This window comes from Ancylobacter oerskovii (genome assembly GCF_018390555.1).
GTDB lineage: Bacteria > Pseudomonadota > Alphaproteobacteria > Rhizobiales > Xanthobacteraceae > Ancylobacter > Ancylobacter oerskovii.
In genome coordinates this window covers 48533-75274 of sequence record NZ_JAHBGB010000002.1, presented here as the reverse complement: position 1 = coordinate 75274, position 26742 = coordinate 48533, and the positions used below count along the sequence as shown (strand labels likewise).

General features: G+C 69.8%; 22 protein-coding genes. 19 read left to right on the top strand and 3 right to left on the bottom strand.

The genetic code is table 11. From position 1 onward, the window contains the following. Positions 1-129: 129 nt before the first annotated feature. The 3 genes from KHC19_RS00650 to KHC19_RS00640 all read left to right on the top strand — a co-directional run bounded on the left by KHC19_RS00650 (position 130) and on the right by KHC19_RS00640 (position 3542). On the top strand, positions 130-1023 hold the full coding sequence (locus tag KHC19_RS00650) for a CHAD domain-containing protein (protein ID WP_213350102.1): 894 nt from the start codon (positions 130-132) through the stop codon (positions 1021-1023). A gap of 109 nt (positions 1024-1132) precedes the next feature. Then, on the top strand, positions 1133-2029 hold the full coding sequence (locus KHC19_RS00645; protein ID WP_213350101.1) for a LysR family transcriptional regulator: 897 nt from the start codon (positions 1133-1135) through the stop codon (positions 2027-2029). A 307-nt stretch (positions 2030-2336) separates the two neighbouring features. Continuing rightward, on the top strand, positions 2337-3542 hold the full coding sequence (locus KHC19_RS00640; protein ID WP_213350100.1) for an NAD-dependent formate dehydrogenase: 1206 nt from the start codon (positions 2337-2339) through the stop codon (positions 3540-3542). A gap of 148 nt (positions 3543-3690) precedes the next feature. Here KHC19_RS00640 and KHC19_RS00635 read toward each other — a convergent pair whose 3' ends face one another. After that, on the bottom strand, positions 3691-4386 hold the full coding sequence (locus KHC19_RS00635; protein WP_246548062.1) for an alpha/beta hydrolase: 696 nt from the start codon (positions 4384-4386) through the stop codon (positions 3691-3693). A gap of 241 nt (positions 4387-4627) precedes the next feature. Here KHC19_RS00635 and KHC19_RS00630 point away from each other — a divergent pair, with 241 nt between their 5' ends. Then, entirely contained in the window at positions 4628-5494 is an 867-nt protein-coding gene (locus tag KHC19_RS00630; protein ID WP_213350098.1) for a DMT family transporter, read from the top strand. A gap of 77 nt (positions 5495-5571) precedes the next feature. Here the strand turns inward: KHC19_RS00630 and KHC19_RS00625 are convergent, their stop codons facing one another. Both KHC19_RS00625 and KHC19_RS00620 read right to left on the bottom strand, forming a co-directional pair. Continuing rightward, positions 5572-6954 carry an esterase-like activity of phytase family protein gene (locus KHC19_RS00625; RefSeq protein WP_213350097.1) on the bottom strand — a complete coding sequence of 461 codons (1383 nt, stop codon included), beginning with the start codon at positions 6952-6954 and terminating at the stop codon, positions 5572-5574. Positions 6955-7071: 117 nt separating this feature from the next. Next, positions 7072-8025: a homocysteine S-methyltransferase family protein gene (locus KHC19_RS00620; protein WP_213350096.1), complete on the bottom strand. Its 954-nt coding sequence runs from the start codon at positions 8023-8025 to the stop codon at positions 7072-7074. 163 nt (positions 8026-8188) lie between these two features. On the opposite strand from KHC19_RS00620, the gene recJ reads away from it, so the two are divergent. The 15 genes from recJ (at position 8189) to KHC19_RS00545 (ending at position 26737) form a co-directional block, all read left to right on the top strand. Next, entirely contained in the window at positions 8189-10009 is a 1821-nt protein-coding gene (gene recJ, locus KHC19_RS00615) for a single-stranded-DNA-specific exonuclease RecJ (RefSeq protein WP_213350095.1), read from the top strand. 175 nt (positions 10010-10184) lie between these two features. Continuing rightward, positions 10185-11498: a TIGR03862 family flavoprotein gene (locus KHC19_RS00610; RefSeq protein ID WP_213350094.1), complete on the top strand. Its 1314-nt coding sequence runs from the start codon at positions 10185-10187 to the stop codon at positions 11496-11498. 311 nt (positions 11499-11809) lie between these two features. Beyond that, positions 11810-12094 (top strand): hypothetical protein, encoded by a 285-nt coding sequence (locus KHC19_RS00605; RefSeq protein ID WP_213350093.1) that lies wholly within the window; start codon positions 11810-11812, stop codon positions 12092-12094. Between the two features lie 173 nt (positions 12095-12267). Next, on the top strand, positions 12268-13578 hold the full coding sequence (locus KHC19_RS00600; RefSeq protein WP_246548060.1) for an imelysin family protein: 1311 nt from the start codon (positions 12268-12270) through the stop codon (positions 13576-13578). Positions 13579-13588: 10 nt separating this feature from the next. Further along, complete coding sequence (locus tag KHC19_RS00595; RefSeq protein ID WP_213350092.1) at positions 13589-15049, top strand: multicopper oxidase family protein; 1461 nt, start codon at positions 13589-13591, stop codon at positions 15047-15049. A gap of 163 nt (positions 15050-15212) precedes the next feature. Beyond that, positions 15213-16391 carry a di-heme oxidoredictase family protein gene (locus KHC19_RS00590; protein WP_343207616.1) on the top strand — a complete coding sequence of 393 codons (1179 nt, stop codon included), beginning with the start codon at positions 15213-15215 and terminating at the stop codon, positions 16389-16391. 27 nt (positions 16392-16418) lie between these two features. Then, complete coding sequence (locus tag KHC19_RS00585; protein ID WP_213350090.1) at positions 16419-17543, top strand: imelysin family protein; 1125 nt, start codon at positions 16419-16421, stop codon at positions 17541-17543. A gap of 10 nt (positions 17544-17553) precedes the next feature. Then, entirely contained in the window at positions 17554-18657 is a 1104-nt protein-coding gene (locus KHC19_RS00580) for a DUF1513 domain-containing protein (protein ID WP_213350089.1), read from the top strand. Between the two features lie 90 nt (positions 18658-18747). Continuing rightward, on the top strand, positions 18748-19899 hold the full coding sequence (locus tag KHC19_RS00575) for an aminotransferase (protein WP_213350088.1): 1152 nt from the start codon (positions 18748-18750) through the stop codon (positions 19897-19899). A 217-nt stretch (positions 19900-20116) separates the two neighbouring features. Then, positions 20117-21421, top strand: coding sequence for an urea ABC transporter substrate-binding protein (gene urtA / locus KHC19_RS00570; RefSeq protein ID WP_213350087.1), 1305 nt, complete (start codon positions 20117-20119; stop codon positions 21419-21421). Between the two features lie 162 nt (positions 21422-21583). Then, entirely contained in the window at positions 21584-23224 is a 1641-nt protein-coding gene (gene urtB / locus KHC19_RS00565) for an urea ABC transporter permease subunit UrtB (RefSeq protein ID WP_213350086.1), read from the top strand. After that, on the top strand, positions 23221-24369 hold the full coding sequence (gene urtC / locus KHC19_RS00560) for an urea ABC transporter permease subunit UrtC (protein WP_213350085.1): 1149 nt from the start codon (positions 23221-23223) through the stop codon (positions 24367-24369). Before urtB ends, urtC begins: the two co-directional genes overlap by 4 nt. 11 nt (positions 24370-24380) lie before the next feature. Further along, entirely contained in the window at positions 24381-25190 is an 810-nt protein-coding gene (urtD, locus tag KHC19_RS00555; RefSeq protein ID WP_213350084.1) for an urea ABC transporter ATP-binding protein UrtD, read from the top strand. 4 nt (positions 25191-25194) lie between these two features. Next, positions 25195-25890 carry an urea ABC transporter ATP-binding subunit UrtE gene (urtE, locus tag KHC19_RS00550; protein ID WP_213350971.1) on the top strand — a complete coding sequence of 232 codons (696 nt, stop codon included), beginning with the start codon at positions 25195-25197 and terminating at the stop codon, positions 25888-25890. Then, positions 25880-26737 (top strand): urease accessory protein UreD, encoded by an 858-nt coding sequence (locus tag KHC19_RS00545; RefSeq protein ID WP_246548058.1) that lies wholly within the window; start codon positions 25880-25882, stop codon positions 26735-26737. Before urtE ends, KHC19_RS00545 begins: the two co-directional genes overlap by 11 nt. The last annotated feature ends 5 nt before the right edge of the window (positions 26738-26742 follow it).

The following is a 26742-nucleotide window of genomic DNA, read 5'->3' as shown; positions in this document are numbered from 1 at the left end:
GTCGGCGACGGCGGGTATCTAGCAATCCCGATCCGCAATTGAAAGGGGGAGGGGCGAATTTTTGTCGTCCAACTGTCGCCTTTCCAGTGGATTTCTCACATAATGGGTTGAAGGAAATGGAGAAATTCCATGTCCGCCCATTTCGACAAAGATGTGCGTCCCTCGGGCACCCTTTCACGCGTCGTGGCGCGCAACGCACTTGCGGCTGCCTTGCAGGCCGCGGCAGAGGCGGCGGACGCGGCATTCGAGCGGGACGACAGGGCGGAAGCCGTCCACGATGTGCGCAAGGCCTTCAAGCAGTTGCGAGGGCTGTTGCGCCTGGTTCGCGGCGCCCATCGCCGGGAGGCGCGCCATCTGCGCGCGGAGATCGGTGCCGCGGCCCGCACCCTCTCCGGCCCGCGCGACGAGGTGGTGCGGCGCGAGACGCTGGACAGGCTGGCCGCGAAGGGACGGCTGAGCCTGCGAGCCTGCCGCTCCGCCCGCGCGGCCCTGACGGGCGGCCCGGCGCCGGAGGAGAGGCCGGCACCGGTCGCCGAGCTGCGGGGCCTGGTGGCGCGATGCACCCGCGTCGCGACGCGGCTCGCCGAGAGTGCGGGGCGCGACATGCCGGTTGCGGCGCTGGCCGCCGATTATACGCGGGCGCGCCGGCGCGGGCGTTCCGTCGTTTCCGGCGATGACGCGGACATGCACGAGCTGCGCAAGGCGGTGATCGCCCATCGCTACCAGATGGAGCTGCTCACGCCCTGCTGGCCGGCGCTCGGCAAGCCATGGGTGAAGCAGCTGCAGAAGCTGCGCGACAGGCTCGGCCATCATCATGACCTTGCCATGCTCGTCGCCGCGGTGGCCGCCGAGGGGTCGGCCGGGACGGGCTGGCGCGCCGAGGTGGCGGCGGCGGCGCGGGCCCGACAGGCAAGGCTCGCGGCCAGGGCCCTGCGCCTGCATGCCCGCCTGTTCGCGGAGCGGCCCAAGGCCTTCGCTCGCCGCATCCGTGCCTATGCGAAGGCCTCGGGCGCCGATGGTTGAGCCGGATCGAGAAATGGGACGATCGAGAGAACGTTATTGATCTTCTCGAATCGAGAGCGTTTTTCTATCGATAGAGGCCGCCTGTCGGGGAGCCAGAGGAGACGCCGCCATGTTCGTCCGGCAGATGAACTATCTGGTGGCGCTGGCGCGCGAGAAGCATTTCGCCCGCGCCGCCGACGCCTGCAACGTGTCGCAGCCGACGCTTTCCGCCGGCCTTCGCAAGCTCGAGGAGGAACTCGGCCTGCCGCTGGTAGTGCGGGGGCATCGCTTCATCGGCTTCACCGAGCAGGGCGAGCGCGTGCTCGGCTGGGCCAGGCAGATCGTCGCCGACTATGACAGCCTGCGGCAGGAGAAGGCGGATGCGGTCGGCCGGATCTCCGGCACGCTGCGGGTCGGCGCCATTCCTTCCGTGACGGCGGCGGCGCCGGCACTGCTGGCGCCCTTCCGCACCCGGCATCCGGGGGTGAAGGTGCAGATGTTCTCCCTGAGCTCGGCGCTGATCCAGCGCGGCCTCGACGAACTCGAGCTCGATGCGGGGATCACCTATCTGGAGAACGAGCCGCTGAGCCGTGTGCGCCGTCTCGACCTCTATACCGAGCGCTACGTCTTCGTGACGCGGGCGGCGGAAAAGATCGCGCGTCGCCGCTCGATCGGCTGGGCGCAGGCGGCGGCGGAGCCGCTGTGCCTGCTTACCCCCGACATGCAGAACCGGCGCATCATCGACCAGGTGCTGGCCGGCCTCGGCATCGCCTCGCAGCCGGAGATCGAGACCAATTCCTTCATGGGCATCTGGGCCTTCGTCCGGCGCGGGCCATGGGGCAGCATCGTGCCGTCGGCAAGCTTCACCGGCCTCGGCGAAGGGAGCGACCTGGTGGCGGTGCCGCTGGTCGAGCCCGAGCATGTGCAGCCGGTCGGCCTGGTGGTCTCGGATCGCGATCCCTTGCCGCCGGTGGCGGCCGCGCTGCTGCGGGCCGCCCGTGCCGGCACGATGGGGAGTTTTGATTAGAAAATTTCGTGTAACCGGTGGACATTGATTTGTGTGATCTATCAATTGTTCACCCCTTTCGATTTGAAGCGCCGGGGCACGGCGCGCAATCTGACCCTGCCGACGACGAAGCGGGACAGCGAATTCCCGCCCGGCGCCGGCGCGGAGGAAACCCGAAGGCTCCGCCCACCGGACGATGACACCGGAACAGGGCGGGCGGTTCGGATCAGGAAACAGGCACCGATACGTCTCGGCCGGCTGCGCATGCGGCGGGAACGCCTCCGCTCACCCATACGGTCCGCGGGGACCACAAGGAGGAGATACCGACATGGCCAAGGTTCTGTGCGTGCTGTACGACGATCCGATCGACGGCTACCCCAAGACCTATGCGCGCGACGACCTGCCGAAGATCGACCATTATCCGGGCGGCCAGACCCTGCCGACGCCCAAGGCGATCGACTTCGTGCCCGGCACCATGCTCGGCTCGGTCTCCGGCGAGCTCGGCCTGCGCAAATATCTCGAAGCCAACGGCCACACCTTGGTCGTGACCTCCGACAAGGACGGCCCCAACTCGGTGTTCGAGAAGGAACTCGTCGACGCCGACGTGGTGATCTCCCAACCCTTCTGGCCGGCCTATCTGACGCCGGAGCGCATCGCCAAGGCGAAGAACCTGAAGCTGGCGCTCACCGCCGGCATCGGTTCGGACCATGTCGACCTGCAGGCCGCCATCGACCGCAACATCACCGTGGCCGAGGTCACCTACTGCAACTCGATCAGCGTCGCCGAGCATGTGGTGATGATGATCCTCGGCCTGGTGCGCAACTATCTTCCCTCGCATGACTGGGCGCGCAAGGGCGGCTGGAACATCGCCGACTGCGTGGCGCACTCCTACGATCTCGAGGCGATGAGCGTCGGCACGGTCGCCGCCGGCCGCATCGGCCTCGCGGTGCTGCGCCGCCTCGCGCCCTTCGACGTGAAGCTGCACTACACCGACCGCCACCGCCTGCCGGAAGCGGTGGAGAAGGAACTGAACCTTACCTGGCACGCCTCCCGCGAGGAGATGTACCCGCATTGCGACGTGGTGACGCTGAACTGCCCGCTGCACCCCGAAACCGAGCACATGATCAATGACGAGACGCTGAAGCTGTTCAAGCGCGGCGCCTATATCGTCAACACCGCCCGCGGCAAGCTCGCCGACCGCGACGCCGTGGCCCGGGCGCTGGAGAGCGGCCAGCTCGCCGGCTATGCGGGCGACGTGTGGTTCCCGCAGCCGGCGCCGCAGGACCACCCCTGGCGCACCATGAAGTGGAACGGCATGACGCCGCATATCTCCGGCACCTCGCTCTCCGCCCAGACCCGCTATGCGGCGGGCACCCGCGAGATCCTGGAGTGCTTCTTCGAGGGGCGTCCGATCCGCGACGAATATCTCATCGTGCAGGGCGGCAACCTCGCCGGCGTCGGCGCGCATTCCTATTCCAAGGGCAATGCGACCGGCGGCTCGGAAGAGGCCGAGAAGTTCAAGAAGGCGAGCTGACGCCTTCTCGTCCCCGGCATGCGGGCGTCGTCTGCGTGACGGCCGCATGCCGCTCCCGAGGGGCCGCGCCTCGGCGGCCCTTTCCCACGCGACCGTGCGTACTCGGAGAACTTGCGCGCCCGCTCAGTAGAGCGGGCGCGTTTTTCGTTCAGGCCGGCCCGGCTAGGTCGGCGAGGAACCAGTCGACGCCGAGCTGCACCATGGGGGGCTGCGAGGCGTGCGGGCCGTCATGCTCGACATAGGTGAGATCGTAGCCCGCCGCGCGCAGCTTGGCGGCATGCGAGCGGCCGGCGGTGCGGATCGGGGTCTGGGTGTCGTTCTGGCCGTGGGCGATGAACACCTTCGGCTCGCCCTCCTGCGCCAGCACCGTCATGAACCCGGCGGACATGCCGAGGATGTGGGTGACGATCTGCCCGTTCGACAGGCCGGTGGAGAGCGAGTAGCTGCCGCCGTCGGAATGGCCGGCAAAGGCGAAATGCGCCGGGTCAAGCGTGAAGCGCGACGCCACCTCCGCGAGGCCGATGTCCAGCCGCTCGCGGTCCGGCCCGTTGCCGGCGATGACGATGTCCCAGGTGGGGAACAGCGATTGCGGCACCAGGAGCAGGAAGCCGCGCGCCTCGGCATGGTGCCGCATGATCGGCAGGATCTTCTCGGCGCTGCCGCCGCCGCCATGGAACAGCGACATGAGCGGCGTCGGCCGCATGGGGTCGATGCCCTCGGGGACGATCAGCACATAGTCGCGCGTCTCGAACAGGCCGAGATCGTGCCGGCCGGGCGGCAGCGGCGGCCTGGTCGGGGCGGTGTGCTGGAACTGGAGGCGGCCGAGGAGGGAAAGATCGAGCATGGCGCGCACCATAATGCGGCGCCCGGCGGAGGCAAGGCGGCAGGGGGCCGCGCCTCGGCGAACCGGGCGGCAGAGCCGCCATCGCCATGCGGACGTCGCAGGGCTGGCATGGTCCGCCGGGTCTTTGCAGCGTCGCGGGCGGGGAGTATCTCCCACCCTGCCGGCGCGGTGCCTACTCGAATCGTCCGGCGGTTTGCGTTCCGCCGCCGGATCGCGTCCGCGCTCTCGCCATTGGTCCGCAATGCCGTTCCGGGACAAGCTGCTCGCCCTTGCCGTCGTCTGCGTCTGGGCGCTCAACATGATCGTCATCAAGCTCGGGGTGGCGGAAATCCCGCCCATGCTGATGACGGCCCTGCGCTTCGTGATGGTCGCGGCGCTGCTGGTGCCCTTCACCCGCATCTCCCGCCGGCAGCTGCCCGGTGTGCTGCTGGTGTCCTTCACCTTCGGCACGCTGCATTTCGGCCTGCTGTTCACCGCGCTCGAACATGCCGAGGCCGGCACCAGCGCCGTCATCCTGCAATTGGGCGCGCCGATCGCCACGGTGCTCGCCTGCCTGCTGCTGCGCGAGCCGCTGGGCTGGGCGCGTTCCGCCGGTCTCGCCATTTCCGTGGCCGGCATCGTGGTGCTGGCCGCCGGCCCGACGCTGCCGCCGCCGCAGGCGCTGGGGCTGCTGCTGCTCAGCGCCACCGGCTGGGCCGTCACCAACCTGATCGTCAAGCAGGTGGAGGGCGTGCGGCCGATGGCGATGATGGGCTGGTCGTCGCTGTTCTCCATCCCCCAGTTGCTGCTGGCCTCCTGGATCTTCGAGGCCGATCATTGGGGCATGGTCGCCACCGCCGGGTGGCACGGCTGGTTCTCGGTGGCCTATAGCGCGGTAGGCTCCTCGATCATCGGCTACGGCATCTGGTACTGGCTGCTGCAGCGCCACTCGATCAATGCCGTGGTGCCCTATTCGATGCTCAACCCGCTGCTCACCGTGCTGTTTGGCATCGTGCTGATCGGCGACGATCCCTCGCCGGTGAAGATGATCGGCGCGCTGATCATGGTGGTGGGCGTCGCGCTCATCCTGCGCAAGCCGGCGCCGACACTGCCGGACGCCGCCGAATAGGAGATATCCGGCCGGGAGACCCGGCCGGACCCGTCACGCCTCGCGGCTTATTCGAGATTCAGCTCGCCAGCCTCAGCTCACTTGGCCTTCAGGAAGTCGCCGACCTCGAGCAGGATCAGCTCGTTGTCGTCGGCCTTCTTCGGGTCGCGCGAGGAGGAGAAGGGCAGGTTGTTGTCGTTGCCGACCACGATGTGGGTGGCGTCGACGACATCCACGTCCTCGATGGTGAAGAACGGGAAGGCGAGCTTGCCGTCGGTAAGCGGCTTGCGGGACTTCTTGTCCGGGTCGGCGATGGCCATCAGGTCGATATGGCCGATCTTGCGCACCAGACCGCCGGCATTGGCGTCGGTCAGTTCGATCTTGTAGATGCGCTTGAACTTGGCGAGGTCGTGGAAGCAGTCCGGGCCCTTGGCGCCGGCGACGCAGGCCTTGTCGGCGGTGCCTTCGCCATTGTCGCGCTCGATGATCAGGCCGGTGGTGGCGTCGATCATGTTGAAGTCGCCGATGGCGTTACCGTTCTGCTCCAGCGGGTACTGCCACATGCGGCCGGTCCACTTCTGGCCGGCGACGTCGAATTCGAGGATCGGCAGGAATTCCTTGCCCTCGGCGGTCTTCTGCCAGTCCTTCTTGGCGGCGTCCCACAGCGGGCCTTCGAGCAGCGCGTAGAGGAACTTGCCGTCCTTGGACGAGGCCATGCCCTCATAGCCCTTGGAACGGCGGGCGTTGAACTCGGCGGTGGCGTTCGGCGCGCCGGCGGAGGTGACCATGTAGTGATCCGGCGAGCGCACCGGCGTCTCGCCGGCCACCGTCTCGAACACGCCGAGCACCTTGCCGCTCTTGTCGGCGCGGATCAGGTACGGGCCGAATTCCTCGCCGATCCAGAAGTCGTCGCCGATGATCTGGAAGCTCTCGGGATCGAAGTCGGAACCGGTGAGATAGCGCTTCTCGGTGCCCTCGTGGACGATGCGGAACGGCACCTTCTTGTCGGGATCGGTGAGAAAGACGGTTTCCAGCCGCTCGAACTTTCCGGTCTGCCAGTCGATCTTGTAGCGGTTGAGGTACAGCGCCGAATCCGGGCTGTTGGCCTTCGCGCCCATGCCGTTGTCGGTGATGATCCAGAACGAGCCGTCTGCCATCACCTTGATGCCGGAATGGCCCTGCAGCGGCTGGCCCTTGAACGGCGCCGACACGCCGGTGGGACGGCCGCCCGACTTGCCTTCCACGGTGCCGATCGCCTCGACGCGCTTGCCGGTGGTGTACTTGCCGGAGGTCTTCAGATCCGCCGGGGCGTCGGCGGGCATCTCGATGAAGCTTTCGGCCGGCAGCACGGCATGGCCGGCGAGCGTGGCGGGATAGGCCTGGTCGGCAGAGGCTTGCTCGGCGCGGGCCGCCGGCGCCAGCGCGACCAGCGCCAGCGCGGCGCCGGCGAGCAGGCTCGCACGGATCTCGGTGCGGTTCATGGATGGGTCTCCTGAAGACAAGCGGCGAGGCGCCGCGATAGCCTTCCTGTGACCCCCGAGCATGTCGGTGACGTTACGCCGCGGTGACGGTGCGGTGACACTCCCCGCCGGGAGGTCTCACCCCGGTTCCGGCAGGCAGGCGAGGCAGATCTGCTCGATATGGGCGTAGCTGGTGCCGCAGCAGCCGCCGAGCACGGTGAGCTGCTTCATCCGCTCGCGCAGGCTGCGGTAGCGCCGGCCGAAATCGACGGGATCGCCGGGATCGAGCGTCGGCGAGGCGTTGAGCTCGGCATGGCTGAGCGTGGAGGCGTTGCCCTCGAAGCCGCGTATGCGGGCGAGCCAGTCGCCGCCGCCGGCCAGCGCCGACTCGACATGCAGGGGATGCGCGCAGTTCACCATGAAGAAGGCCGGTGCGGCATCTGTCTCGGCGTCGACCTGCTCGATCGCCTCGCGCAGGCTCTGGCCGCTCGGCAGCCGCCCGTCGGTCTCCACCGTGAAGGAGATCACCGAGGGAATGCCGGCGGCCCTGGCGGCGAGGGCGATGCCGGCCGCCTCCTCGGCATAGGTGAGGGTAAAGGCGCCGACCAGATCCGCCGCGCTCGCCGCGAAGCTGCGGACCTGCGGGGTGTGATAGTCGACGGCGTCGGCGATCGACATCATCTGGCCGACCTCGTAGCCGTCGCCGCGCGGCCCGAGGACGCCGTTGAGCACCATGGGCGAGGCGTCGGTCTCGAAGCGGTCGCGGATGTCGGCCACCAACTCGATGGCCCGGCGGTTGAGGGCATCGAGCCGGGTGGCGTCGAAGCCGAGCTGCGCGCCCCAGTCGGCATTGGCGCGCCAGGTCGGCGTCTCCAGCACGAAGCCGACGCCATGATCGCGGGCGAGCGCCGCATAGCGCGCATAATAGCCGTTGAGGGTGGCGCGGCCTTCCTCGCTGTCGAGCAGGGTGAAGGAGGCGAACAGTGGCAGATCGACATTCTGCTCGAAGATCAGCGTGGTCTCCAACCCGCCATCCATGATGAAGACCTTGTCGGTCTGCATCGGCAGGCATGCCCGATATTTGGCGCTCATCTGCGCCTCCCGCCGTTCGGGTGTCACGATGCGCCGATCATAGCCGCAATCCGCGGATGTCAGAAGGGAACCGGGCCGTTCTCGACGCATCCTTCGCCGCGTCGTTCGCTCCCCGCCCGCCGCGACACTCGACGCGGAGGCGCGGTTCGGGCTCTATGCGGCCATGAGTCTCGATCTGCCCATCGCCCCGCCGCCCATCCGCGCCTTTCTCGGCGTCACCCGCTCGGCGACCGGCCGCCTCTGGCGCGATCGGCTGGATGCGCGCGGCGCGCCGGCGGCGCTCGCCATCGCCCAGCGCCACGGCGTGCCGGAACTGCTCGCCCGCGTGCTGGCCGGCCGCGGCGTCGGCCTCGACGAGGTGCCGGCCTATCTCGATCCGACCGTCAAGCATCTGCTGCCCGACCCGGACACGCTGACCGACATGGCGCCGGCGGTGGCGCGGCTCGCCGATGCGGTGACGCGCGGCGAGAAGGTGGCGGTGTTCGGCGACTATGATGTCGACGGCGCCACCGCCACCGCGCTGCTGGTCGACGTGCTCAGCGCCGGCGGGCTCGACCCGGCGTTCCACATCCCCGACCGCATCTTCGAGGGCTACGGGCCGAACATTCCCGCCATCGAGGCACTGCGGGCCGACGGGGCGAGCCTGCTGGTCACGGTCGATTGCGGCACGATGAGCTTCGAGCCCTTCGCCCGTGCCGCCGCGATCGGTCTCGACGTGGTGGTGATCGACCACCACCAGGCCGGGGAAGCGCTGCCGGAGGTGGCGGCGCTGGTGAACCCGAACCGCATCGACGACCTCTCCGGCCTCGGCCATCTCTGCGCGGTGGGCCTCGTCTTCGTCACCGCCGTCGGGCTGCTGCGCGAACTGCGCCGGCGCGGCTGGTGGACGGCCGAGCGGCCGGCGCCGGACCTGCTCGGCCAGCTCGATCTGGTCGCGCTGGGCACGGTGGCCGACGTCGTGCCGCTGACCGGCCTCAACCGCGCCTTCGTCACCAAGGGGCTGATCGCGCTGCGCCGGCGCGAGCGGCCGGGGCTCACCGCGCTGATGGACGCCGCGCGGCTGTCCGGCCCGCCCAAGGCGTGGCATCTCGGCTTCCTGCTCGGCCCGCGCATCAATGCCGGCGGGCGCATCGGCGACGCCGCGCTGGGCACCCGGCTGCTGCTCACCCAGGATCCGATCGAGGCGCGCGCGCTGGCCGCCGAGCTCGACCGGCTGAACAGCGAGCGCCAGGCGGTGGAGAAGGCGATCGTCGCGCAGGCGGAAGCCGAGGCGGATGCCGCGCTGGGGCATGAGGGCGCGAGCCCGGTGATCCTGGCGAGCGGGCAGGGCTGGCATCCCGGCGTGGTCGGGCTGGTGGCGGCGCGGCTGAAGGAAAAGTTCGGACGGCCCGCCTTTGCGGTGGCCTTCACCGGCACGCATGGCGCCGGCTCGGCGCGTTCCATTCCCGGCGTCGATGTCGGGCGCGCGGTGCGCGGGGCGGTGGAGCGCGGCCTGCTGGTGAAGGGCGGCGGCCATGCCATGGCGGCCGGGCTGACGGTGGAGCGCGAGCAATTGGGCGCGCTGCGCGCCTATCTCGAGGAGGAGCTCGCCCCCTCCGTCGAACGGGCCCGGCATGTCGAGGAGACCATCGTCGACGGCGCGCTTTCCGCCGGCGCGGCGACACCCGAACTGATCGAGCTCGTCGAGCGCGCCGGTCCCTATGGAGCGGGCAATCCGCAGCCGGTCTTCGCCTTTCCCGCCCACCGGATCGTCTATGCCGAGGCCGGCAGCGCCGACCAGGTGCGGGTGCGGCTGCGCGCCGCCGACGGCTCGGTGCTATCGGGCGTCGCCTTCCGCGCGGCGGCGACGCCGCTCGGCGAGGCGCTGCTGGCAGGCCGGGGCCAGACCCGGCACGTCGCGGGCATGCTGGAGCTCGACAGCTGGCAGGGGAGGGCGCAGCCGAACCTGCGGATCTGCGATGTCGCCGACCCGGAAAAGATGTGAACCGGCAATGCCGTATCGTGAAAGCCGGAATCGGTTCGCCCGCCTTTCGCCGTTCCGGGCGGGCGCCGGGGCGGAACGTCGAATCCGCATGCGAACCCGCGGCCAAGTTCTTGAGCCGACTCACTGAATGCTTTCGGGAGGGCTGCATGCCCGGTTTGAATCAGGTCCTGAGCCGATGACGACAACAATCGGGAACGACTCGTCTTTTTCCGGCGCGCCCGCCGTGGCGATCATCGGTGCCGGTCCGGCCGGGCTCATGGCGGCCGAGGCCCTGGCGGCGGCCGGCGCGCGGGTGACGGTGCATGACCGGCTGGCGGCGCCGGCGCGCAAGTTCCTGATGGCCGGGCGCGGCGGGCTGAACATCACCCATTCCGAGCCGCGCGAGCGTTTCCTCGCCCGCTACGGCGCGGCGGCGGAGTGGCTGGCGCCGATGATCGACGCCTTTCCGCCGGCGCGGCTGCGCAACTGGGTGGAGGACCTCGGCGAACCGACCTTCATCGGGTCCAGCGGCCGGGTGTTCCCGAAGAGCTTCAAGGCCTCGCCGCTGCTGCGGGCCTGGTTGCGGCGGCTCGACGGGCTGGGCGTGACCTTCGCGCCGCGCCACCACTGGCACGGTTGGGACGATAGCGGGCGCCTGCGCTTCGCGACGCCGGAAGGCGAGATCGTGCAGGCCGCCGATGCCACGCTGCTGGCCATGGGCGGCGCCAGCTGGCCGCGGCTCGGCACCGATGGCGGCTGGACGGCGCCGGTCGCCGCGGCGGGGGTCGAGGTGCGAGCGCTGGGCCCCGCCAATGCCGGTGTGATCGTCGACTGGAGCGAGACGTTCCGCCAGCGCTTCGCCGGCGAGCCGCTGAAGCGCATCGGCCTCGCCGCCGGCGGGCGGGCGCTGCGCGGCGAGGCGGTGATCACCGCGCAGGGACTGGAAGGCGGCGGCATCTATGCCCTCACCGACCGGTTGCGCGAGCCCTTGGCGGCCGGGGAGGCGGTGCTGACCCTCGACCTGCGGCCCGATCTCGCCGCCGAGGCGCTGGCGAAGCGCCTCGCGCAGGGGCGCAAGGGCGAGACGCTGTCCAACCGGCTGCGCAAGGCGGGGCTGCCGGCGGTGGCGGCGGGACTGATGCGTGAGGTCGCCCCCCAGCTGCCGGCCGATCCCGCCGGCCTTGCCGCGCTGGCCAAGGCGGTGCCGCTTCGCGTCGCGGCCATTGCCGGCATCGAGCGGGCGATCTCCTCGGCCGGCGGCCTCGCGCGGGAAGGCCTGACGGCCGACCTGATGCTGCAGGGGAGGCCGGGGGTGTTCGCGGCCGGCGAGATGCTGGACTGGGAAGCGCCGACCGGCGGCTATCTGCTGCAGGGTGCCTTCGCCACCGGCTGGCGGGCGGCGAACGGCATCGCGCATCGGCTCGGCCTGCCGGCGCCGGAGGCGTGGCAGGGCGGATGGGCGGCATCGGACGGGCAGGGTGCGGAAGGAATGGCGCGGGACGGCAGCTGAGGGAGCGCGTGCCACCGTCCCGCGCGGCTCACGAGACCAGCCGGGAAAACGGCCTCGCGAACGGTTCGATCCTGATCCTCGTCCGGGCGGTCACGATGCCGTCGAGGAGTTGCTGATTTGATTACTCGACGATTCCGTTTCATACAACGATTATCTTCAACGATTATTATAGTTCTAAACTAGATGCCTTAATTATTACTTCGAGAGGTTCCAGTAATCGTGCTGCCGCTTGCGGGGCGGTTCCGGTGGGCCTAGCTGTAGGGTTGGTGCGTCGGCCGTCGGGTCGGCCGCATGACGAAGCGGAGGGATGCATGGCGCGGCTGTTTTTCCGGAGCGGGCGCTCCGCCGAGGCGGCGCCGGACGCGGCACGGGAGCTGGCGGCAAAGGCGCGGCAGATGCTGGCCGCCGACGAGGACACCACCATCTCCATCAGCGAGATCGCCTGCGGCGACCCCGCCTGCGGTGGCGCCGAGACCGTGATCCTCATCATGCGTCCCGGGCGGCGGACCGAGGCGGCGAAGATATTGCGGCCGCTTTCCGAGGTGGTGGAGGACGATCTCGCGGAGGCGCTGGCCGCTTTCGTGGACGCACGATGATCTCGTCGAATACGTAGTATTCAAGATTTTTCCAAGAATTTTTATCATTTACGCAAGGTAGCCATTTCGTATAATGGTTCTAAAGTAGATCTGATATCTTGCGATTGCTTGGCAGGCTGGCGTACGACTCGCATCCATGGAGAGGCCGCCGCGTGGCGGCGGGAGGAAAGTCGATGCCAGCCAGTCTCATGAAATTCGCCGCGCCGAAGAAGATCGCCTCGACGCTCATGGCGGCGGCCGCCTTCGGCGCGTTGGTCGCCGCCGGCCCGGTGCAGGCGGAGACGGCGCCGAAGGTGCGCGACGTGGTCGTCACCTATGCCAACATCGCCGAGGCGATGTATGGCGACGCCCTGATCACCGCCAAGGCGCTGCAGGTGGCGGTGGATGCCTTCATCGCCGAACCGACCCAGGCCAATCTCGACCGGGCCCGGAGCGCCTGGAAGGCCGCGCGCGTGCCCTACCAGCAGACCGAGGGCTTCCGCTTCGGCAATGCGCTGGTGGACGACTGGGAGGGCCGGGTGAATGCGTGGCCGCTCGACGAGGGGCTGATCGACTATGTCGACAAGGGCTATGGCACCACCTCGGACGAGAACCCGCTCTACACCGCCAACGTGATCGCCAACACCAAGATCCGCGTCGGCAAGAAGACCATCGAAGCCACCAAGATCAACGCCAAGCTGCTCAACAGCCTGCAGGAGGCCGGCGGCGTCGAATCCAACGTCGCCATCGGCTACCACGCCATCGAGTTCCTGCTGTGGGGCCAGGACCTGAACGGCACCGGGCCCGGCGCCGGCGCCCGGCCCGCCACCGACTACGACACCAAGAACTGCACGAACGGCCATTGCGACCGCCGCGCCGCCTATCTCAAGGCCGCCACCGACCTCCTGGTCAGCGACCTCGAGGAGATGACCAGGGCCTGGGGCGTCAAGGGCAAGGCCCGCGCCGTGGTGCTGAAGCAGAAGGACAAGCAGGCGCTCGGCACCATCCTCACCGGCCTCGGCTCGCTCTCCTATGGCGAGCTTGCCGGCGAGCGCATGAAGCTGGGCCTCATCCTGCACGACCCGGAGGAGGAGCATGACTGCTTCTCCGACAACACCCACAACTCGCATTATTACGACGAGGCGGGCATCGCCTCGATCTATCGCGGCAAGTACACCCGCGTCGACGGCCGCATCGTCGAGGGGGCGTCGGTCGCCTCCTACGCCGCCGCGCTGGCGCCCAAGCCCGCCGAGGAGGCGCAGGCCAAGATCGATGCCGCGCTCGCCGCGCTGAAGGCGATCAAGGACGAGGCCGACAGCGGCAAGCAGGCCTATGACCAGATGATCGCCGAGGGCAACACCGAGGGCAACGCGCTGGTGCAGAAGGGCGTCGATTCGCTCGTCGCCCAGACCCGCGCCATCGAGGGCGTGGTCGCGGCGCTGAAGCTGAAGATCAAGGTGGAAGGCTCCGACAGCCTCGACGACCCGTCCAAGGTCGGCGAGTGAGGCGGAAGCGATGACCGGGGGCGCGACCATTTCGCGTCGCGCCCTGCTGGCCGCGGGAGCGGCCTTCGGCGTCGGCGCGGCGCTGGCGCCGGCCCGCACCGGGCTTGCCCGCGTGCCGGCGGCCTTCGAGCCGACGCAGCGCCTCACCCTTGCCGCCGGCGAGACGGAGCTGCGCCTGCTCGGTGCCGACAAGCCGGCGACCCGCATCTACGCCTATGACGGCGAGCCGTTCCGTCTGGTGCGGGTGCCGCGCGGCACGCGGCTGGAGGCGAGGTTCGAGAACCGCCTTGCCGAGGCCTCGACCGTGCATTTCCACGGCATCCGCATGCCGAACGAATATGACGGCGTGCCGACGCTGACCCAGCCGGTGGTCGAGCCGGGCGGCAGCTTCACCTACCGCATTCCGCTCGACGATCCCGGCACCTTCTTCTTCCATCCGCATTGCGACGAGACCGGCCAGTCCGGGCGCGGCCTGATCGGCGCGCTGGTGGTGGAGGATGCGCGCGATCCGGCCTTCGACGCCGAGTACGTGCTGTGCCTGAAGGACTGGCGGCTCGACGGGCAGGGCGGGCTCCTGCCGATGTCCGAGCCGGACGGCGCCGCCAAGGCCGGCACCTTCGGCGCCACCCGCACGGTGAACGGCCGGCCGCATCTCGACCTCGCCGCGCCGGCCGGCGGCGACGTGCGGCTGCGCATTCTCAACGTCGATTCCACCCGCATCATGGATATCGGCGTCGAGGGCGCCGAGGCCTGGCTGATCGCCATTGACGGCCATGCGCTGCCGCCGGTGCCGATGGACAGGTTGCCCGACGGCATCTGGCGCATGGGGCCGGCGCAGCGCATCGACGTGCAGGTCCGTATGCCGCGTGACGGCCGGCCGGTGACCATTGGCGACTATCGCGCCGCCGAGATCTTCACCTTCGCGACGCTTGCGGCCGAGGGGAGGGCGCGTGGTCCCCGGCGTCGGGGGCCGCTCGCCCTGCCGCCGCCCGATCTTCCCATGCCGGATCTCAAGGCGGCCGAGTTCCACTCCTTCACCCTGCAGCAGGCGACCGACGCGGCGGTGAAGGACACCGGCCTGCCGCCCGACGATCCGCTCGCGAGAGCGCTGATCGACAGCCTGTGCGTCGGCGCGACCACTTACTGGTCGATCGCCCAGCAATCCTGGCCCACCGGCGAGCGGCGCAACCTGCCGCCGCCGCTGGCGCGGATGCAGGCGGGCAGGAGCTACCGCATCGAGATCAAGAACGAGACGCGCTATCCGCACCCGGTGCACCTGCACGGCCATGCCTTCGCGGTGCTCTCCTCCAGCAAGGGGCGGCTGCCGAAGCATTTCGCCGACACGGTGCTGACCCAGCCGGGCGAGGCGGTGGAGATCGCCTTCGTCGCCGCGCCGGGCGACTGGGTGTTCCACTGCCACATCCTCGAACATATGGAGACCGGCATGATGGGCTGGTTCCGTGTGGTTTGAGATGGCTGGGTTCCTTCCGCCGCGACCGGCTCCCTCTCCCCGCGGGGGAGAGGGGTGGGGTGAGGGGGGACGCGGCGTCGAGGGCTTCCCAGCCGGCCTCCCCCCTCACCCGGCGCTTGGCGCCGACCTCTCCCACAGGGGGAGAGGTGTACGCTGGCTCGTCGTGCTCCTCACTCTCCTGCCCGTTCCGGCGCTGGCCGATGAGGCCGGCCTCGACCGCGCCGTGGGCAAGGCGCTGTTCGAGCGGCCCTGGGTGCCGGCGCCGAGTTCCACCCGCGCCAATGACGGGCTCGGCCCGCTATTCGACGCCCGCTCCTGCTCGGCCTGCCATCCCGGCGCCGGGCCCGGCGCCACGCAGATCGATGCGGCGGGCATGCCGGAAGGGCTCGGGCTGGTGCTGTCGCTGTTCCGCGAGGACGGCGCCGGCGACCCGGTCTATGGCCACCGTCTGGAGACGATGACGCTGCCCGGCGTGCCGGCGGAGGGCGGCTTCCGGGTCGCGGTGCCGGAGGGGCGGCGCGTGCCGCAGCCGCAGGCGCTCGGCTATGGTCCGCTCGATGCCGCCACGCATATCTCGCTGCGGGCGGCGCCCGAGCTGCGCGGGCGGGGCCGGCTGGAGCAGGTGCCCGACGCGGCGATCCTGGCGCTGGAGGACCCCGACGATCGCGACGGCGACGGCGTGCGCGGCCGGGCCCGCCGTTTCGACACGCCCGAGGGCGGCTCGCGCATCGGCCGCTTCGGCTGGAAGGCCAGCCATCCGACCCTGGCCGGCCAGACGGCGGAGGCCTTCGCACTCGATCTCGGCCTGTCGACGCCGCTGCGCATGGAGCCGTGGGGCGACTGCACGGAAGCGCAGGCTGCTTGCCGCGCCGCGCCGCACGGGCGCGACAGGGAGGGCGAGCCGGAGATTTCCGCCGCCATCGTCGAGCGCATCGTCGCCTATCTGCGCGGCCTGAAGGTGCCGGCGCCCGAGCCGGATGCCGCCGGCGCCCGACTCTTCGCCGCCGCCGGTTGCGCCGCCTGCCATCGCCCGTCGCTGCCGACGGGTGATGGTGGCACGGTGGCCCTGTTCACCGACGTGCTGCTGCACGACATGGGCGAGGGGCTGGCCGATCCGGCCGGCATGCCCGGCGTCGCCGCTGCGGAATGGCGCACCGCGCCGCTTGCCGGGCTGTCGCGGGCGCTGGATAAGGGCGTCGGGCTGCTGCATGACGGGCGTGCCGCCGATGTCGCCGCCGCGGTGGGCTGGCACGGCGGCGAGGCGGCGGGCGCCCGCGCCCGCTTCGAGGCGCTGAACGCGCGCGACCGCCAGCGACTGATCGACTACGTTTCTCGTCTGTGACCCCTATTGCCTTCCGGGGACTTCATCATGCGCCGTTCACCCTTCGCCCTCGTCCTCGCTTTGGCCTCGCAAATGGGCCATGTGGCGCAGGGCGTTCCTGTCGTCGCCGCGGCGACCTCGCTGCTCACCGGCATCTTCGCCGGCCGCGCCGATGCCGCGTCCATTGCCGGTCCCGAAGTGGTCGAGAACTGGCTGCTGCCGCGCTATGATGCGCTCGTCGCGGCGGCCCGCGCCAATCGCGAGGCCTGGGCCGCCTTCTGCGCCAAGCCGGACCCGGCCGGCGTCACCCTGCTGAAGGAACGCTTCGGCGCGGTGTCGGATGGCTGGGCCTCGGTCGAGTTCATCACCTTCGGCCCGGTGATGCTTTCCTTGCGGCCGGACCGGATGAACCTGTTTCCCGAGCGGCGCAACGCCGTCGGTCGCTCGGTGACTGAGCTGATCGCCGATCCCACCGACGAGCGGCTGAAGCCGGAGCGCTTCGGCCGCCTCAGCGCCGCGGCGCAGGGCCTGCCGGCGCTGGAGCGGCTCCTGTATGACGAGGGCGCCGAGGCGGCGCTGGTCTCGGGGGCGGAGGCGACGCGCCGCTGCGCCATAGGCCTCGCCATCGCCACCAATCTCGAAACCATCGCCACCGAGATCCGCCAGGGCTGGGGCGACAAGGCCGGCGGCCTGCTCGCCCAGCTCGTCGCCGGCAATTCGGACCCGGTGTTCTTTCCCGATCCGTCGGCGCTGATGAGCCAGATCGTCACCGACCTCGCCGGCGCCTATCAGCGCGTCGTCGACCAGCGCCTGTTCGCGGTGCTCGGCAAGACGCCGGACGACGCCAAGCCGCTCACCGCCGACCGTCGCCGCAGCGGCCGCTCCAAGGCGACTATCGTCGCCATGATCACCAGCGCGGATTCGCTTGGGCGGCAATTGGGGGAGGGGATCGACCCCAAGGGCCGCGCCATCCTCGACAAGGCGCTCGATGCCGCCGACGCCGCGGCGCAGAAGCTGCCCGACGACATTGGCGGCGCCAGCCAGACCGCGCCGGGACGCAAGGCGCTCCAGGACGCCGCCGCCTCCTTCAAGGCGGCGCAGGCGAGCATCGCCAACCCGCTCGCCGCCGGGCTCGGGGTCGGGCTCGGCTTCAACGCCCTCGACGGCGATTGAGGAGGTGCCGATGTCCGCCACCCGCCGCTCCCTGCTCGCCGGGCTGAGCAGCCTCGTCGCCTCGCCGCGCTTCCTGTTCGGCGCCGCCCATGCGCGGGATCATCTGCTCGACGCCGAATGGCTGGCGACGGCCGGGATGGAGGGAGGCTTCGCCCCGGTGGTGCTGTCCGCCGGCTTCGACGCCACTCCCGTCGGGCGTGGCACCCAGCGGCTGCATTGGGTGGAGCCGAGCCCGGACGGGCGCACCGCGGTGGCGGTGGCTCGCCGGCCCGGTACCACGGCGGTGCTGTTCGACCGTCGCGCCGGCCGCGTGCTCGCGACATTCGAGCCGGGCGAGGGGCGGGTGTTCTCCGGCCATGGCCGCTTCGTCGAGGGCGGGCGACGCTTCTATGCGGTGGAGATCGAACGGGCGAACGGGCAGGGGGTCGTCTCGCTGCGGGAGGTTTCCGACGGCTTCTCGATCGTTTCGGAATGGACCTCCTCCGGCATCGGCCCACACGACATGCTGCCGGCCCATGGCGGCCTCGTCGTCGCCAATGGCGGCATCGAGCCGCATACGCCGGAGGCGGTCGGCGCCGAGGTGGCGGATGCCGGCGTCGCCATACTCGATCCGGCGAGCGGCGAGACCCGCGCGGTCGGCACGCTGGACGGCGACCTCGCCTCGCTGTCGCTGCGCCATCTCGCGCGCTCGGATGACGGGCTAGTGGTGGTGGCGGCGCAGGATCTGCTCAACGATTCCATCGCCCGGCCGCTGGTCTATGCGGTGGAGGCGGATGGTCGGCTGCGCGGCTTCGACGCGCCGGAGGAGGAATGGCGCGCCTTCCGCACCTATGTCGGCTCGGTGGCGACCGATCGCTCCGGCCGCTATGTCGCCGCCGCCAGCCCGCGCGGCAACCGCGTGGCGGTATGGACACGCGAGGGGCGGTTCCTCGGCGGTGTGCCGCTGGTGGATGGCTGCGGCCTCGCCGCCACCCATGAACCGGGGCGGTTCCTCGCCACTTCAGGCCTCGGCGAGGTGATCCTCATCGCCGCCGACGAGGAGGGGGTGGGCGTGGTCGCCCGCCGCTCCGGTGGTCCGCGCTTCGACAATCACGCGGTGCTGGTCGGGGCGTAGCGGCGCGACGCTCTTTCCTTTTGTCGGCGACGGATCGATAAGACAGGAAGGCGATGTCCGATCGCCTTGTCTTACATGGACGCTCTGTAGATGAATCCGATCTTCGCCGGCCTGCCCACCACCGTGTTCGAGACCATGTCGCAGCTGGCCCGCCAGCATGAGGCGATCAATCTCGGCCAGGGCTTCCCGGACGATCCCGGCCCGCGCGACGTGCGCGAGAAGGCGGCGCAGGCGGTGCTGGACGGCTGGAACCAGTATCCGCCGATGATGGGCGTGCCGGAACTGCGGCAGGCGGCGGCCGATCATTACCGCCACTGGCAGGGGCTCGATCTCGATCCGGGCGAGGTCATGGTGACTTCCGGCGCCACCGAGGCGATCGCCGGCGCCCTGCTGGCGCTGATCGCGCCCGGCGACGAGGTGGTGCTGTTCCAGCCCCTTTACGACGCCTATCTGCCGCTGGTCGAGCGGGCCGGCGGCGTGCCCCGCCTCGCCCGCCTGACCCCGCCGCACTGGCGGCTGACCGAGGAGGTGCTGGCCAGCGCCTTCACGCCGAACACCCGCGTGGTGCTGTTCAACAACCCGCACAACCCGACCGGCCGGGTCTTCGATCGCGAGGAGCTGGAACTGCTGGCCGCGTTCTGCCGCCGCTCCGGTGCGGTGCTGATCGCCGACGAGGTGTGGGAGCATGTGGTGTTCGACGGCCGGCGCCATGTGTCGGTGCTGTCGCTGCCGGGCCTGCGCGAGCGCAGCGTGAAGATCGCCTCGGCCGGCAAGATCTTCGGCATGACCGGCTGGAAGGTCGGCATGGTCTGCGCGGCGCCGGAGCTGATGAAGGGCCTGTCCAAGGCCCACCAGTTCCTCACCTTCACCACGCCGCCGGCCTTGCAGCATGCGGTGGCCTACGGGCTCGGCAAGGAGCCGGCCTGGTTCGAGGAGATGCGCGCCGGGCTGCAGCGCTCGCGCGACCGGCTGGCCGAGGGCCTCGCCGGCATCGGGCTGACGCCGCTGCCCAGCGCCGGCACCTATTTCCTAAATGTCGACCTCGCGGCCCTCGACCCGCGGCTCGACGACGAGGCCTTCTGCCGCGACATGGTGGAGCGTCACCGGGTGGCCGCCATTCCGGTCTCCGCCTTCTATGCGCGTGAGGCGGTGCGCAGCGTGGCGCGCTTCTGCTTCGCCAAGACCGATGCCACGCTCGATGCCGCCATCGAGCGGCTGGCGCGATTGCGCCGGGCCGCCTGAATGTGCTGCCCGAATGGGCGTTGACGGGCGTGCGGCATACAAATCGCACAGGTCGCCGGCATCTGCTCATTTTTTGATCGGATTGCCGGACGAGGCGGCGATCTGCGTCGTTCGACGTATTGCGTTTCCCTAAAGGTGGTTTGGCACGGGCGTTGCAACCCGTCGTTCCCGGCACGCGGACGGGGGTCCTGCGTGTGAACTCCAGAAGGGAACGACTATGTCTAATCTGTTCTCCCATGCGCGCCGCGTGGCGGGCCGCACCATGGCCGGCCTCGCCGCACTGGCCGTCGCCGGCGTCGCCGTGCCCGCCGCAGCCCAGGAAACGATCAAGGTCGGCGTCCTCCACTCTCTGTCCGGCACCATGGCCATTTCGGAGACGACGCTGAAGGACACCGTGCTGTTCATGATCGACCAGCAGAACGCCGCGGGGGGCGTGCTGGGCAAGAAGCTGACGCCGGTCGTGGTCGACCCGGCCTCCAACTGGCCGCTCTTCGCCGAGAAGGCCCGCGAACTGCTCGCCAAGGAAAAGGTCGCGGTGGTGTTCGGCTGCTGGACCTCGGTGTCGCGCAAGTCGGTGCTGCCGGTGTTCAAGGAGCTCAACGGCATCCTGTTCTACCCCGTCCAGTACGAGGGCGAGGAGAGCGAGCGCAACGTGTTCTACACCGGTGCCGCCCCGAACCAGCAGGCGATCCCCGCCGTCGACTACCTGATGGAGAACGAGGGTGTGAAGCGCTGGGTGCTCGCCGGCACCGACTATGTCTATCCGCGCACCACCAACAAGATCCTCGAGGCGTATCTGAAGTCCAAGGGCGTCGCCGCCGAGGACATCATGATCAACTACACGCCGTTCGGTCATTCCGACTGGCAGACCATCGTCGCCGACATCAAGAAGTTCGGCTCGGCGGGCAAGAAGACCGCCGTGGTCTCTACCATCAACGGCGACGCCAACGTGCCGTTCTACAAGGAACTCGGCAACCAGGGCATCAAGGCGACCGACATCCCGGTCGTGGCCTTCTCGGTGGGCGAGGAAGAACTCGCCGGCATCGACACCAAGCCGCTGGTCGGCCATCTCGCCGCCTGGAACTACTTCCAGTCGGTCGACGTGCCGGAGAATGCCGAGTTCATCAAGAAGTGGCGCGCCTTCATCAAGAACGACAAGCGCGTGACCAACGACCCGATGGAGGCCACCGTCATCGGCTTCAACATGTGGGTGAAGGCGGTCGAGAAGGCCGGCACCACCGACCCGGACAAGGTGATCCCCGCGCTGATCGGCGTTTCCGTGCCGAACCTGACCGGCGGCTTCTCCACCATGATGCCGAACCACCACATCACCAAGCCGGTGCTGATCGGCGAAATCAAGGATGACGGCCAGTTCGACGTGGTCGAGAAGACCCCGGGCCTGATCGTCGCGGAGGAATGGTCGCCCTACCTCGAAGGGTCGAAGGACCTGATCGCCGATTGGCGGGCGCCGATGAACTGCGGCAACTTCAACGTCAAGACCGGCAAGTGCGGCGCGCAGTGACGCGGACCGATGAGGCGTACGGTCAGGCCGATCTCGTCCGATGAGGCCGGCCTGACCCGCCTTTTCCGACCGGCCCGGCGGCGGAGGGATCGCCCCTCCGCCGCCGGGCGCCCCGCCGCCGGGACCGGCCCGGCGCATCCGAACTCGCACCGACGGATGACGATGATTTCCCGTGGCCTCCTTCGCCGCCTCGGCGGCGTGCTGTTCCTCGCCCTCGGCCTGCTGACCGCGGCCGCGACGCTGCCGCGTCCGGCCCTCGCCCAGGGGGCGGCACCCGACATCAGCGCCCCGCTGGCGCAGCTCGCCACCGACAAATATGACGACACAGAAGCCGCGCTCGGCGCGCTCAGCGTGAGCGGCAGCCCGGCGGCGGCCGGCATCGTCGCGGCGCTCGCCGACGGGCGGCTGATGTACAGCCCGGCGACCAAGCAGGTGCTGATCAAGACGCCCGAGGGCGGCCTCACTGACGCCGCGACCGGCCAGCCGGTGGCCGAGGCGCCGCCGGGGCTGAAGGCGGTGCGGGTGAACAACCGCATCCGCCGCGCCATCGAGGCGGCCAGCGGCACGCTCGCCCTCGTCGATGCCGACCCGGCCAAGCGCCTCGCGGCGGCAAGCGCGGTGATGCGCTCGCGCGACGAGGCGGCCTTGCCGGCACTCGACGCCGCGCTGGCCAAGGAAAGCGACGCCCGGGTGAAATCGGCGCTGACGCTCGCCCGCGCCTCCATCCTGATCGGCAAGGCCGGGGTGCCGGACGCCGAGCGCATCGCCGCCATCGCCACGGTGGGCGGGGAGGGCAACCAGGACGCGCTCGCGGTGCTGCGCAGCGTGCCGGCCGACGCCTCGCCGGCGGTGAAGCAGGCGGCGCAAGGCGCCATTGCCGGCATCGAGCGCAGCCTTGCCATCTGGGCGGTCGGCCAGAACGTCTGGTACGGCGTGTCGCTCGGCTCGGTGCTGCTGCTCGCGGCCATCGGCCTCGCCATCACCTTCGGGGTGATGGGCGTCATCAACATGGCGCATGGCGAGATGGTGATGCTCGGCGCCTATGTGACCTTCGTGGTGCAGGAGGCGATCCGCACCTACAATCCGGCGCTGTTCGACGCCTCGCTGCTGATCGCCATTCCCGTCGCCTTCCTGTTCACCGGGCTGATCGGCGTCGTCATCGAGCGCACGGTGATCCGCTTCCTCTATGGCCGGGCGCTGGAGACGCTGCTCGCCACCTGGGGCATCTCGCTGATCCTGCAGCAGGCGATCCGCACCATGTTCGGCCCCACCAACCGCGAGGTCGGCGCGCCCAGCTGGATGTCCGGCGCCTTCGAGCTCGGCCAGCTCTCCATCACCTACGGCCGGCTGTGGATCATCGTCTTCGCCATGCTGGTCTTCGTGGCGCTGCTGGCGACGCTGCGGCTGACCCGCATAGGCCTCGAAATGCGGGCGGTGACGCAGAACCGGCGCATGGCCGCCTCCATGGGCATCCGCACCAACTGGGTGGACGCCATGACCTTCGGCCTCGGCTCCGGCATCGCCGGCATCGCCGGGGTGGCGCTGTCGCAGATCGACAACGTGTCGCCCAATCTCGGCCAGAGCTACATCATCGACAGCTTCCTCGTCGTGGTGTTCGGCGGGGTGGGGAATTTGTGGGGCACGCTGGTCGGCGCCATGTCGCTCGGCATCGCCAACAAGATGCTGGAGCCCTATGCCGGCGCCGTGCTCGGCAAGATCGCGCTCCTGGTCATCGTCATCCTGTTCATCCAGAAGCGGCCGCGCGGCCTGTTCGCGCTCAAGGGACGGGCGATCGAAGCATGAGCACTCTGACGCCCCAACCCGTGCTGCTCGGCAGGAGCGGCCTCGTCTTCCTCGGCGTGGTGCTCGGCGCCGCCGTGCTGGTGCCGCTCCTGAACCTCGCCACCTCGCCGGACTCGGCGCTGCATGTGCCGACCTATGTGGTCTCGCTGCTCGGCAAATACCTCACCTATGCGCTGCTCGCCCTCTCGGTGGACCTCATCTGGGGCTATGTCGGCATCCTCTCGCTCGGCCACGGCGCCTTCTTCGCGCTCGGCGGCTATGCGATGGGCATGTACCTGATGCGCCAGATCGGCCCGCGCGGCGTCTATGGCGACCCGGTGCTGCCGGACTTCATGGTGTTCCTGAACTGGAAGGAGCTGCCGTGGTTCTGGCACGGCTTCGACCTGTTCCCCTTCGCGGCGCTGATGGTGCTGCTGGCGCCGGGCATCCTCGCCCTGGTGTTCGGCTGGTTCGCCTTCCGCTCGCGCGTGACCGGCGTGTACCTGTCGATCATCACCCAGGCGATGACCTTCGCGCTGCTGCTGGCCTTCTTCCGCAACGACATGGGCTTCGGCGGCAATAACGGCCTCACCGACTTCAAGGACATTCTCGGCTTCAACATCCAGGCCGACGGCACCCGCCTCGTGCTGTTCGTGCTCTCGGCGCTGGCGCTGGCGCTGGGCTATGTGCTGTGCCGCTTCCTGGTGCGCTCGCATTTCGGCAAGGTGCTGATCGCCATACGCGACGCCGAGACGCGGGTGCGCTTCACCGGCTACCGGGCGGAGAACTACAAGCTGGTGGCCTTCGTGGTCTCGGCCATGCTGGCCGGCATCGCCGGGGCGCTCTACGTGCCGCAGGTCGGCATCATCAATCCCGGCGAGTTCTCCCCCGCCAACTCCATCGAGATCATCGTCTGGGTGGCGGTGGGCGGGCGCGGCACGCTCATCGGCGCGGCGCTGGGCGCGGTGCTGGTGAACTACGCCAAGACCTATTTCACCTCCGGCCTCCTCGCCCCCTACTGGCTGTTCATGCTGGGCGGCCTGTTCGTGGCGGTGACGCTGTTCCTGCCCAAGGGCATCGTCGGCACCTTCTACGAGTGGCGGGACCGCCGCGCCTCGGCGACGCCCGCCGATGGCGGCCTGCCCGAACCGAAGCCGGCCGAATGAGGGGACTAGCCATGAGCGCAGCCGATACGCTTGAACCCGAAAGCGCCCCGGTCGAGGCCATCGCCCGGAAGGACCTGACCGAGGCGCTGCTCTATCTCGACGGCGTCACCGTGACCTTCGACGGCTTCCGGGCGCTGAACGCGCTGTCCTTCACCGTCGATCCCGGCGAGATGCGGGCCATCATCGGCCCCAACGGCGCCGGCAAGACCACGATGATGGACTGCATCACCGGCAAGACCCGCCCCGACAAGGGCGACGTCTTCTTCAACGGCGGCACCACCGATCTCACCAAGCTGGACGAGACGCAGATCGCCACGCTGGGCATCGGCCGCAAGTTCCAGAAGCCCACCGTGTTCGAGAGCCACACCGTGCTCGACAATCTGCGCCTCGCGCTGAAGGGCCAGCGCGGCGCGCTCGCCAACATCTTCAAGCGCGAGACCGCCGCCGAGCGCGAGAAGATCGACGCCATCTTCGAGACCATCAAGCTCTCCGAGCACCGGCACCGCATGGGCGGCGACCTCTCGCACGGCCAGAAGCAGTGGCTGGAGATCGGCATGCTGCTGGCGCAGGACCCGAAGCTGCTGCTGGTCGACGAGCCGGTGGCCGGCATGACCGACGCCGAGACCGCGCAGACCGCCGAATTGCTGCGCGAGATCAACGCCAACGGCCATTCGGTGGTGGTGGTGGAGCACGACATGACCTTCGTGCGCGACCTCGGCGTCAGGGTGATGTGCCTGCATGAGGGCGCGGTGCTCGCCGAGGGCACGCTCGACCAGGTCAGCGCCAATGAGCGCGTCATCGAAGTCTATCTGGGGCGCTGAGCTCATGCTGGAAGTGAACGACATCAACCTGTTCTACGGCGCGGCGCAGGCCCTGCGCGGCGTGTCGCTGACGGCGGCGCCCGGCAAGGTGACCTGCGTGCTCGGCCGCAACGGGGTCGGCAAGACCAGCCTGATGCGCGCCATCGTCGGCCGGCATCCGGTGGCGAAGGGCGCCATCCGGCTCAATGGCGAGGACATCACCGCCATGGCGCCGGCGGAGCGCGCGCGGCGCGGCGTGGCCTTCGTGCCGCAGGGACGCGAGATCTTCCCGCTGCTCACCGTCGCCGAGAATCTCCAGACCGGCTTCGCGCCGCTGAAGCGCATCGACCGCTCGATCCCCGACGACGTGTTCTCGCTGTTCCCGGTATTGGATTCGATGATGCGCCGGCGCGGCGGCGACCTTTCCGGCGGCCAGCAGCAGCAGCTCGCCATCGGCCGCGCGCTGGTGATGCGCCCGAAGGTGCTGGTGCTCGACGAGCCCACCGAGGGCATCCAGCCCTCGATCATCAAGGACATCGGCAATGCCATCCGCTACTTGCGCAGCAAGGGCGATATGGCCATCGTGCTGGTCGAGCAATATTTCGACTTCGCCAAGGAGCTCGCCGACCATTTCGTCGTGATGGAGCGCGGGGCGGTGGTGATGTCGGGCGACGGCGCCGCCCTCGAGGACCCGGATGTACGCAACCGCATTGCCGTTTGAGCCCGCGGCGGGGGTGATCGTCCCCGGCGCGTTGCGTTCGCGCGGCCGCCTGCTGCTCCATGCCCGCTTCGCCGACGGACGCACCATCCCCGACCGCCTGGAGGAGGAGGGGCCGAGCCGCATCCGCTTCCCGGCGGCGGCGCGGCGCGGCCGCTCGCTGGAAGGCATCATCCTCAACACCGGCGGCGGCGTGGCCGGCGGCGACCATTTCGCCGCGCGGATGGAGGCGGGCGAGGGGGCGCGGCTGGTGCTCACCTCGCAGGCCGCGGAGAAGTGCTACCGCTCGGATGGCGGCGTCTCGCGCCTGTCGGTCGACCTCGCGGTGGAGGCCGGCGCCTCGCTCGACTGGCTGCCGCAGGCGACCATCCTGTTCGACGGCGCCCGGGTGACGCGGAGCATCCGCGCGGAGGTGGCGGAGGGCGCGCGGCTGCTGCTGGTGGAATCGGTGATCCTCGGGCGCACCGCGCGCGGCGAGCGCTTCACCTATGGCCGGCTGACGGATTCCTGGCGCATCCGCCGCGGCGGCCGGCTGATCTATGCCGACGGGCTGAGCCTCGACGGCGCGGTCGGCGGCGTGCTGGCGCGCCGGGCCTGCGCGAATGGCTGGGCCGCCTTCGCCAGCCTGCTGCTGGTCGCCCCCGACGCGATGGGGCGGCTCGACGCCCTGCGCGAGGTCGGCGAGGCCCTTCACGAGATGCGGGCGGATGTCGAGATCGGCGTCAGCGCCTGGGACGGCATGGCCTGCGTGCGGCTGCTGGCGCAGGACGGCGCCGGGCTGGACGCCGCCATCCGCCGGCTGATCGCCCCGCTGGGTGTTTGCGACCCGCCGCGCATCTGGCATTTCTGATGCGT

What these genes read in the sequence shown, in the direction of transcription:
- KHC19_RS00650 (WP_213350102.1), top strand. Translation starts at nt 130, where the DNA reads ATGTCCGCCCATTTCGACAAAGATGTGCGTCCCTCGGGCACCCTTTCA.
- KHC19_RS00645 (WP_213350101.1), top strand. Translation starts at nt 1,133, where the DNA reads ATGTTCGTCCGGCAGATGAACTATCTGGTGGCGCTGGCGCGCGAGAAG.
- KHC19_RS00640 (WP_213350100.1), top strand. Translation starts at nt 2,337, where the DNA reads ATGGCCAAGGTTCTGTGCGTGCTGTACGACGATCCGATCGACGGCTAC.
- KHC19_RS00635 (WP_246548062.1), bottom strand. Translation starts at nt 4,386, where the DNA reads ATGCTCGATCTTTCCCTCCTCGGCCGCCTCCAGTTCCAGCACACCGCC.
- KHC19_RS00630 (WP_213350098.1), top strand. Translation starts at nt 4,628, where the DNA reads ATGCCGTTCCGGGACAAGCTGCTCGCCCTTGCCGTCGTCTGCGTCTGG.
- KHC19_RS00625 (WP_213350097.1), bottom strand. Translation starts at nt 6,954, where the DNA reads ATGAACCGCACCGAGATCCGTGCGAGCCTGCTCGCCGGCGCCGCGCTG.
- KHC19_RS00620 (WP_213350096.1), bottom strand. Translation starts at nt 8,025, where the DNA reads ATGAGCGCCAAATATCGGGCATGCCTGCCGATGCAGACCGACAAGGTC.
- recJ (WP_213350095.1), top strand. Translation starts at nt 8,189, where the DNA reads ATGAGTCTCGATCTGCCCATCGCCCCGCCGCCCATCCGCGCCTTTCTC.
- KHC19_RS00610 (WP_213350094.1), top strand. Translation starts at nt 10,185, where the DNA reads ATGACGACAACAATCGGGAACGACTCGTCTTTTTCCGGCGCGCCCGCC.
- KHC19_RS00605 (WP_213350093.1), top strand. Translation starts at nt 11,810, where the DNA reads ATGGCGCGGCTGTTTTTCCGGAGCGGGCGCTCCGCCGAGGCGGCGCCG.
- KHC19_RS00600 (WP_246548060.1), top strand. Translation starts at nt 12,268, where the DNA reads ATGCCAGCCAGTCTCATGAAATTCGCCGCGCCGAAGAAGATCGCCTCG.
- KHC19_RS00595 (WP_213350092.1), top strand. Translation starts at nt 13,589, where the DNA reads ATGACCGGGGGCGCGACCATTTCGCGTCGCGCCCTGCTGGCCGCGGGA.
- KHC19_RS00585 (WP_213350090.1), top strand. Translation starts at nt 16,419, where the DNA reads ATGCGCCGTTCACCCTTCGCCCTCGTCCTCGCTTTGGCCTCGCAAATG.
- KHC19_RS00580 (WP_213350089.1), top strand. Translation starts at nt 17,554, where the DNA reads ATGTCCGCCACCCGCCGCTCCCTGCTCGCCGGGCTGAGCAGCCTCGTC.
- KHC19_RS00575 (WP_213350088.1), top strand. Translation starts at nt 18,748, where the DNA reads ATGAATCCGATCTTCGCCGGCCTGCCCACCACCGTGTTCGAGACCATG.
- urtA (WP_213350087.1), top strand. Translation starts at nt 20,117, where the DNA reads ATGTCTAATCTGTTCTCCCATGCGCGCCGCGTGGCGGGCCGCACCATG.
- urtB (WP_213350086.1), top strand. Translation starts at nt 21,584, where the DNA reads ATGATTTCCCGTGGCCTCCTTCGCCGCCTCGGCGGCGTGCTGTTCCTC.
- urtC (WP_213350085.1), top strand. Translation starts at nt 23,221, where the DNA reads ATGAGCACTCTGACGCCCCAACCCGTGCTGCTCGGCAGGAGCGGCCTC.
- urtD (WP_213350084.1), top strand. Translation starts at nt 24,381, where the DNA reads ATGAGCGCAGCCGATACGCTTGAACCCGAAAGCGCCCCGGTCGAGGCC.
- urtE (WP_213350971.1), top strand. Translation starts at nt 25,195, where the DNA reads ATGCTGGAAGTGAACGACATCAACCTGTTCTACGGCGCGGCGCAGGCC.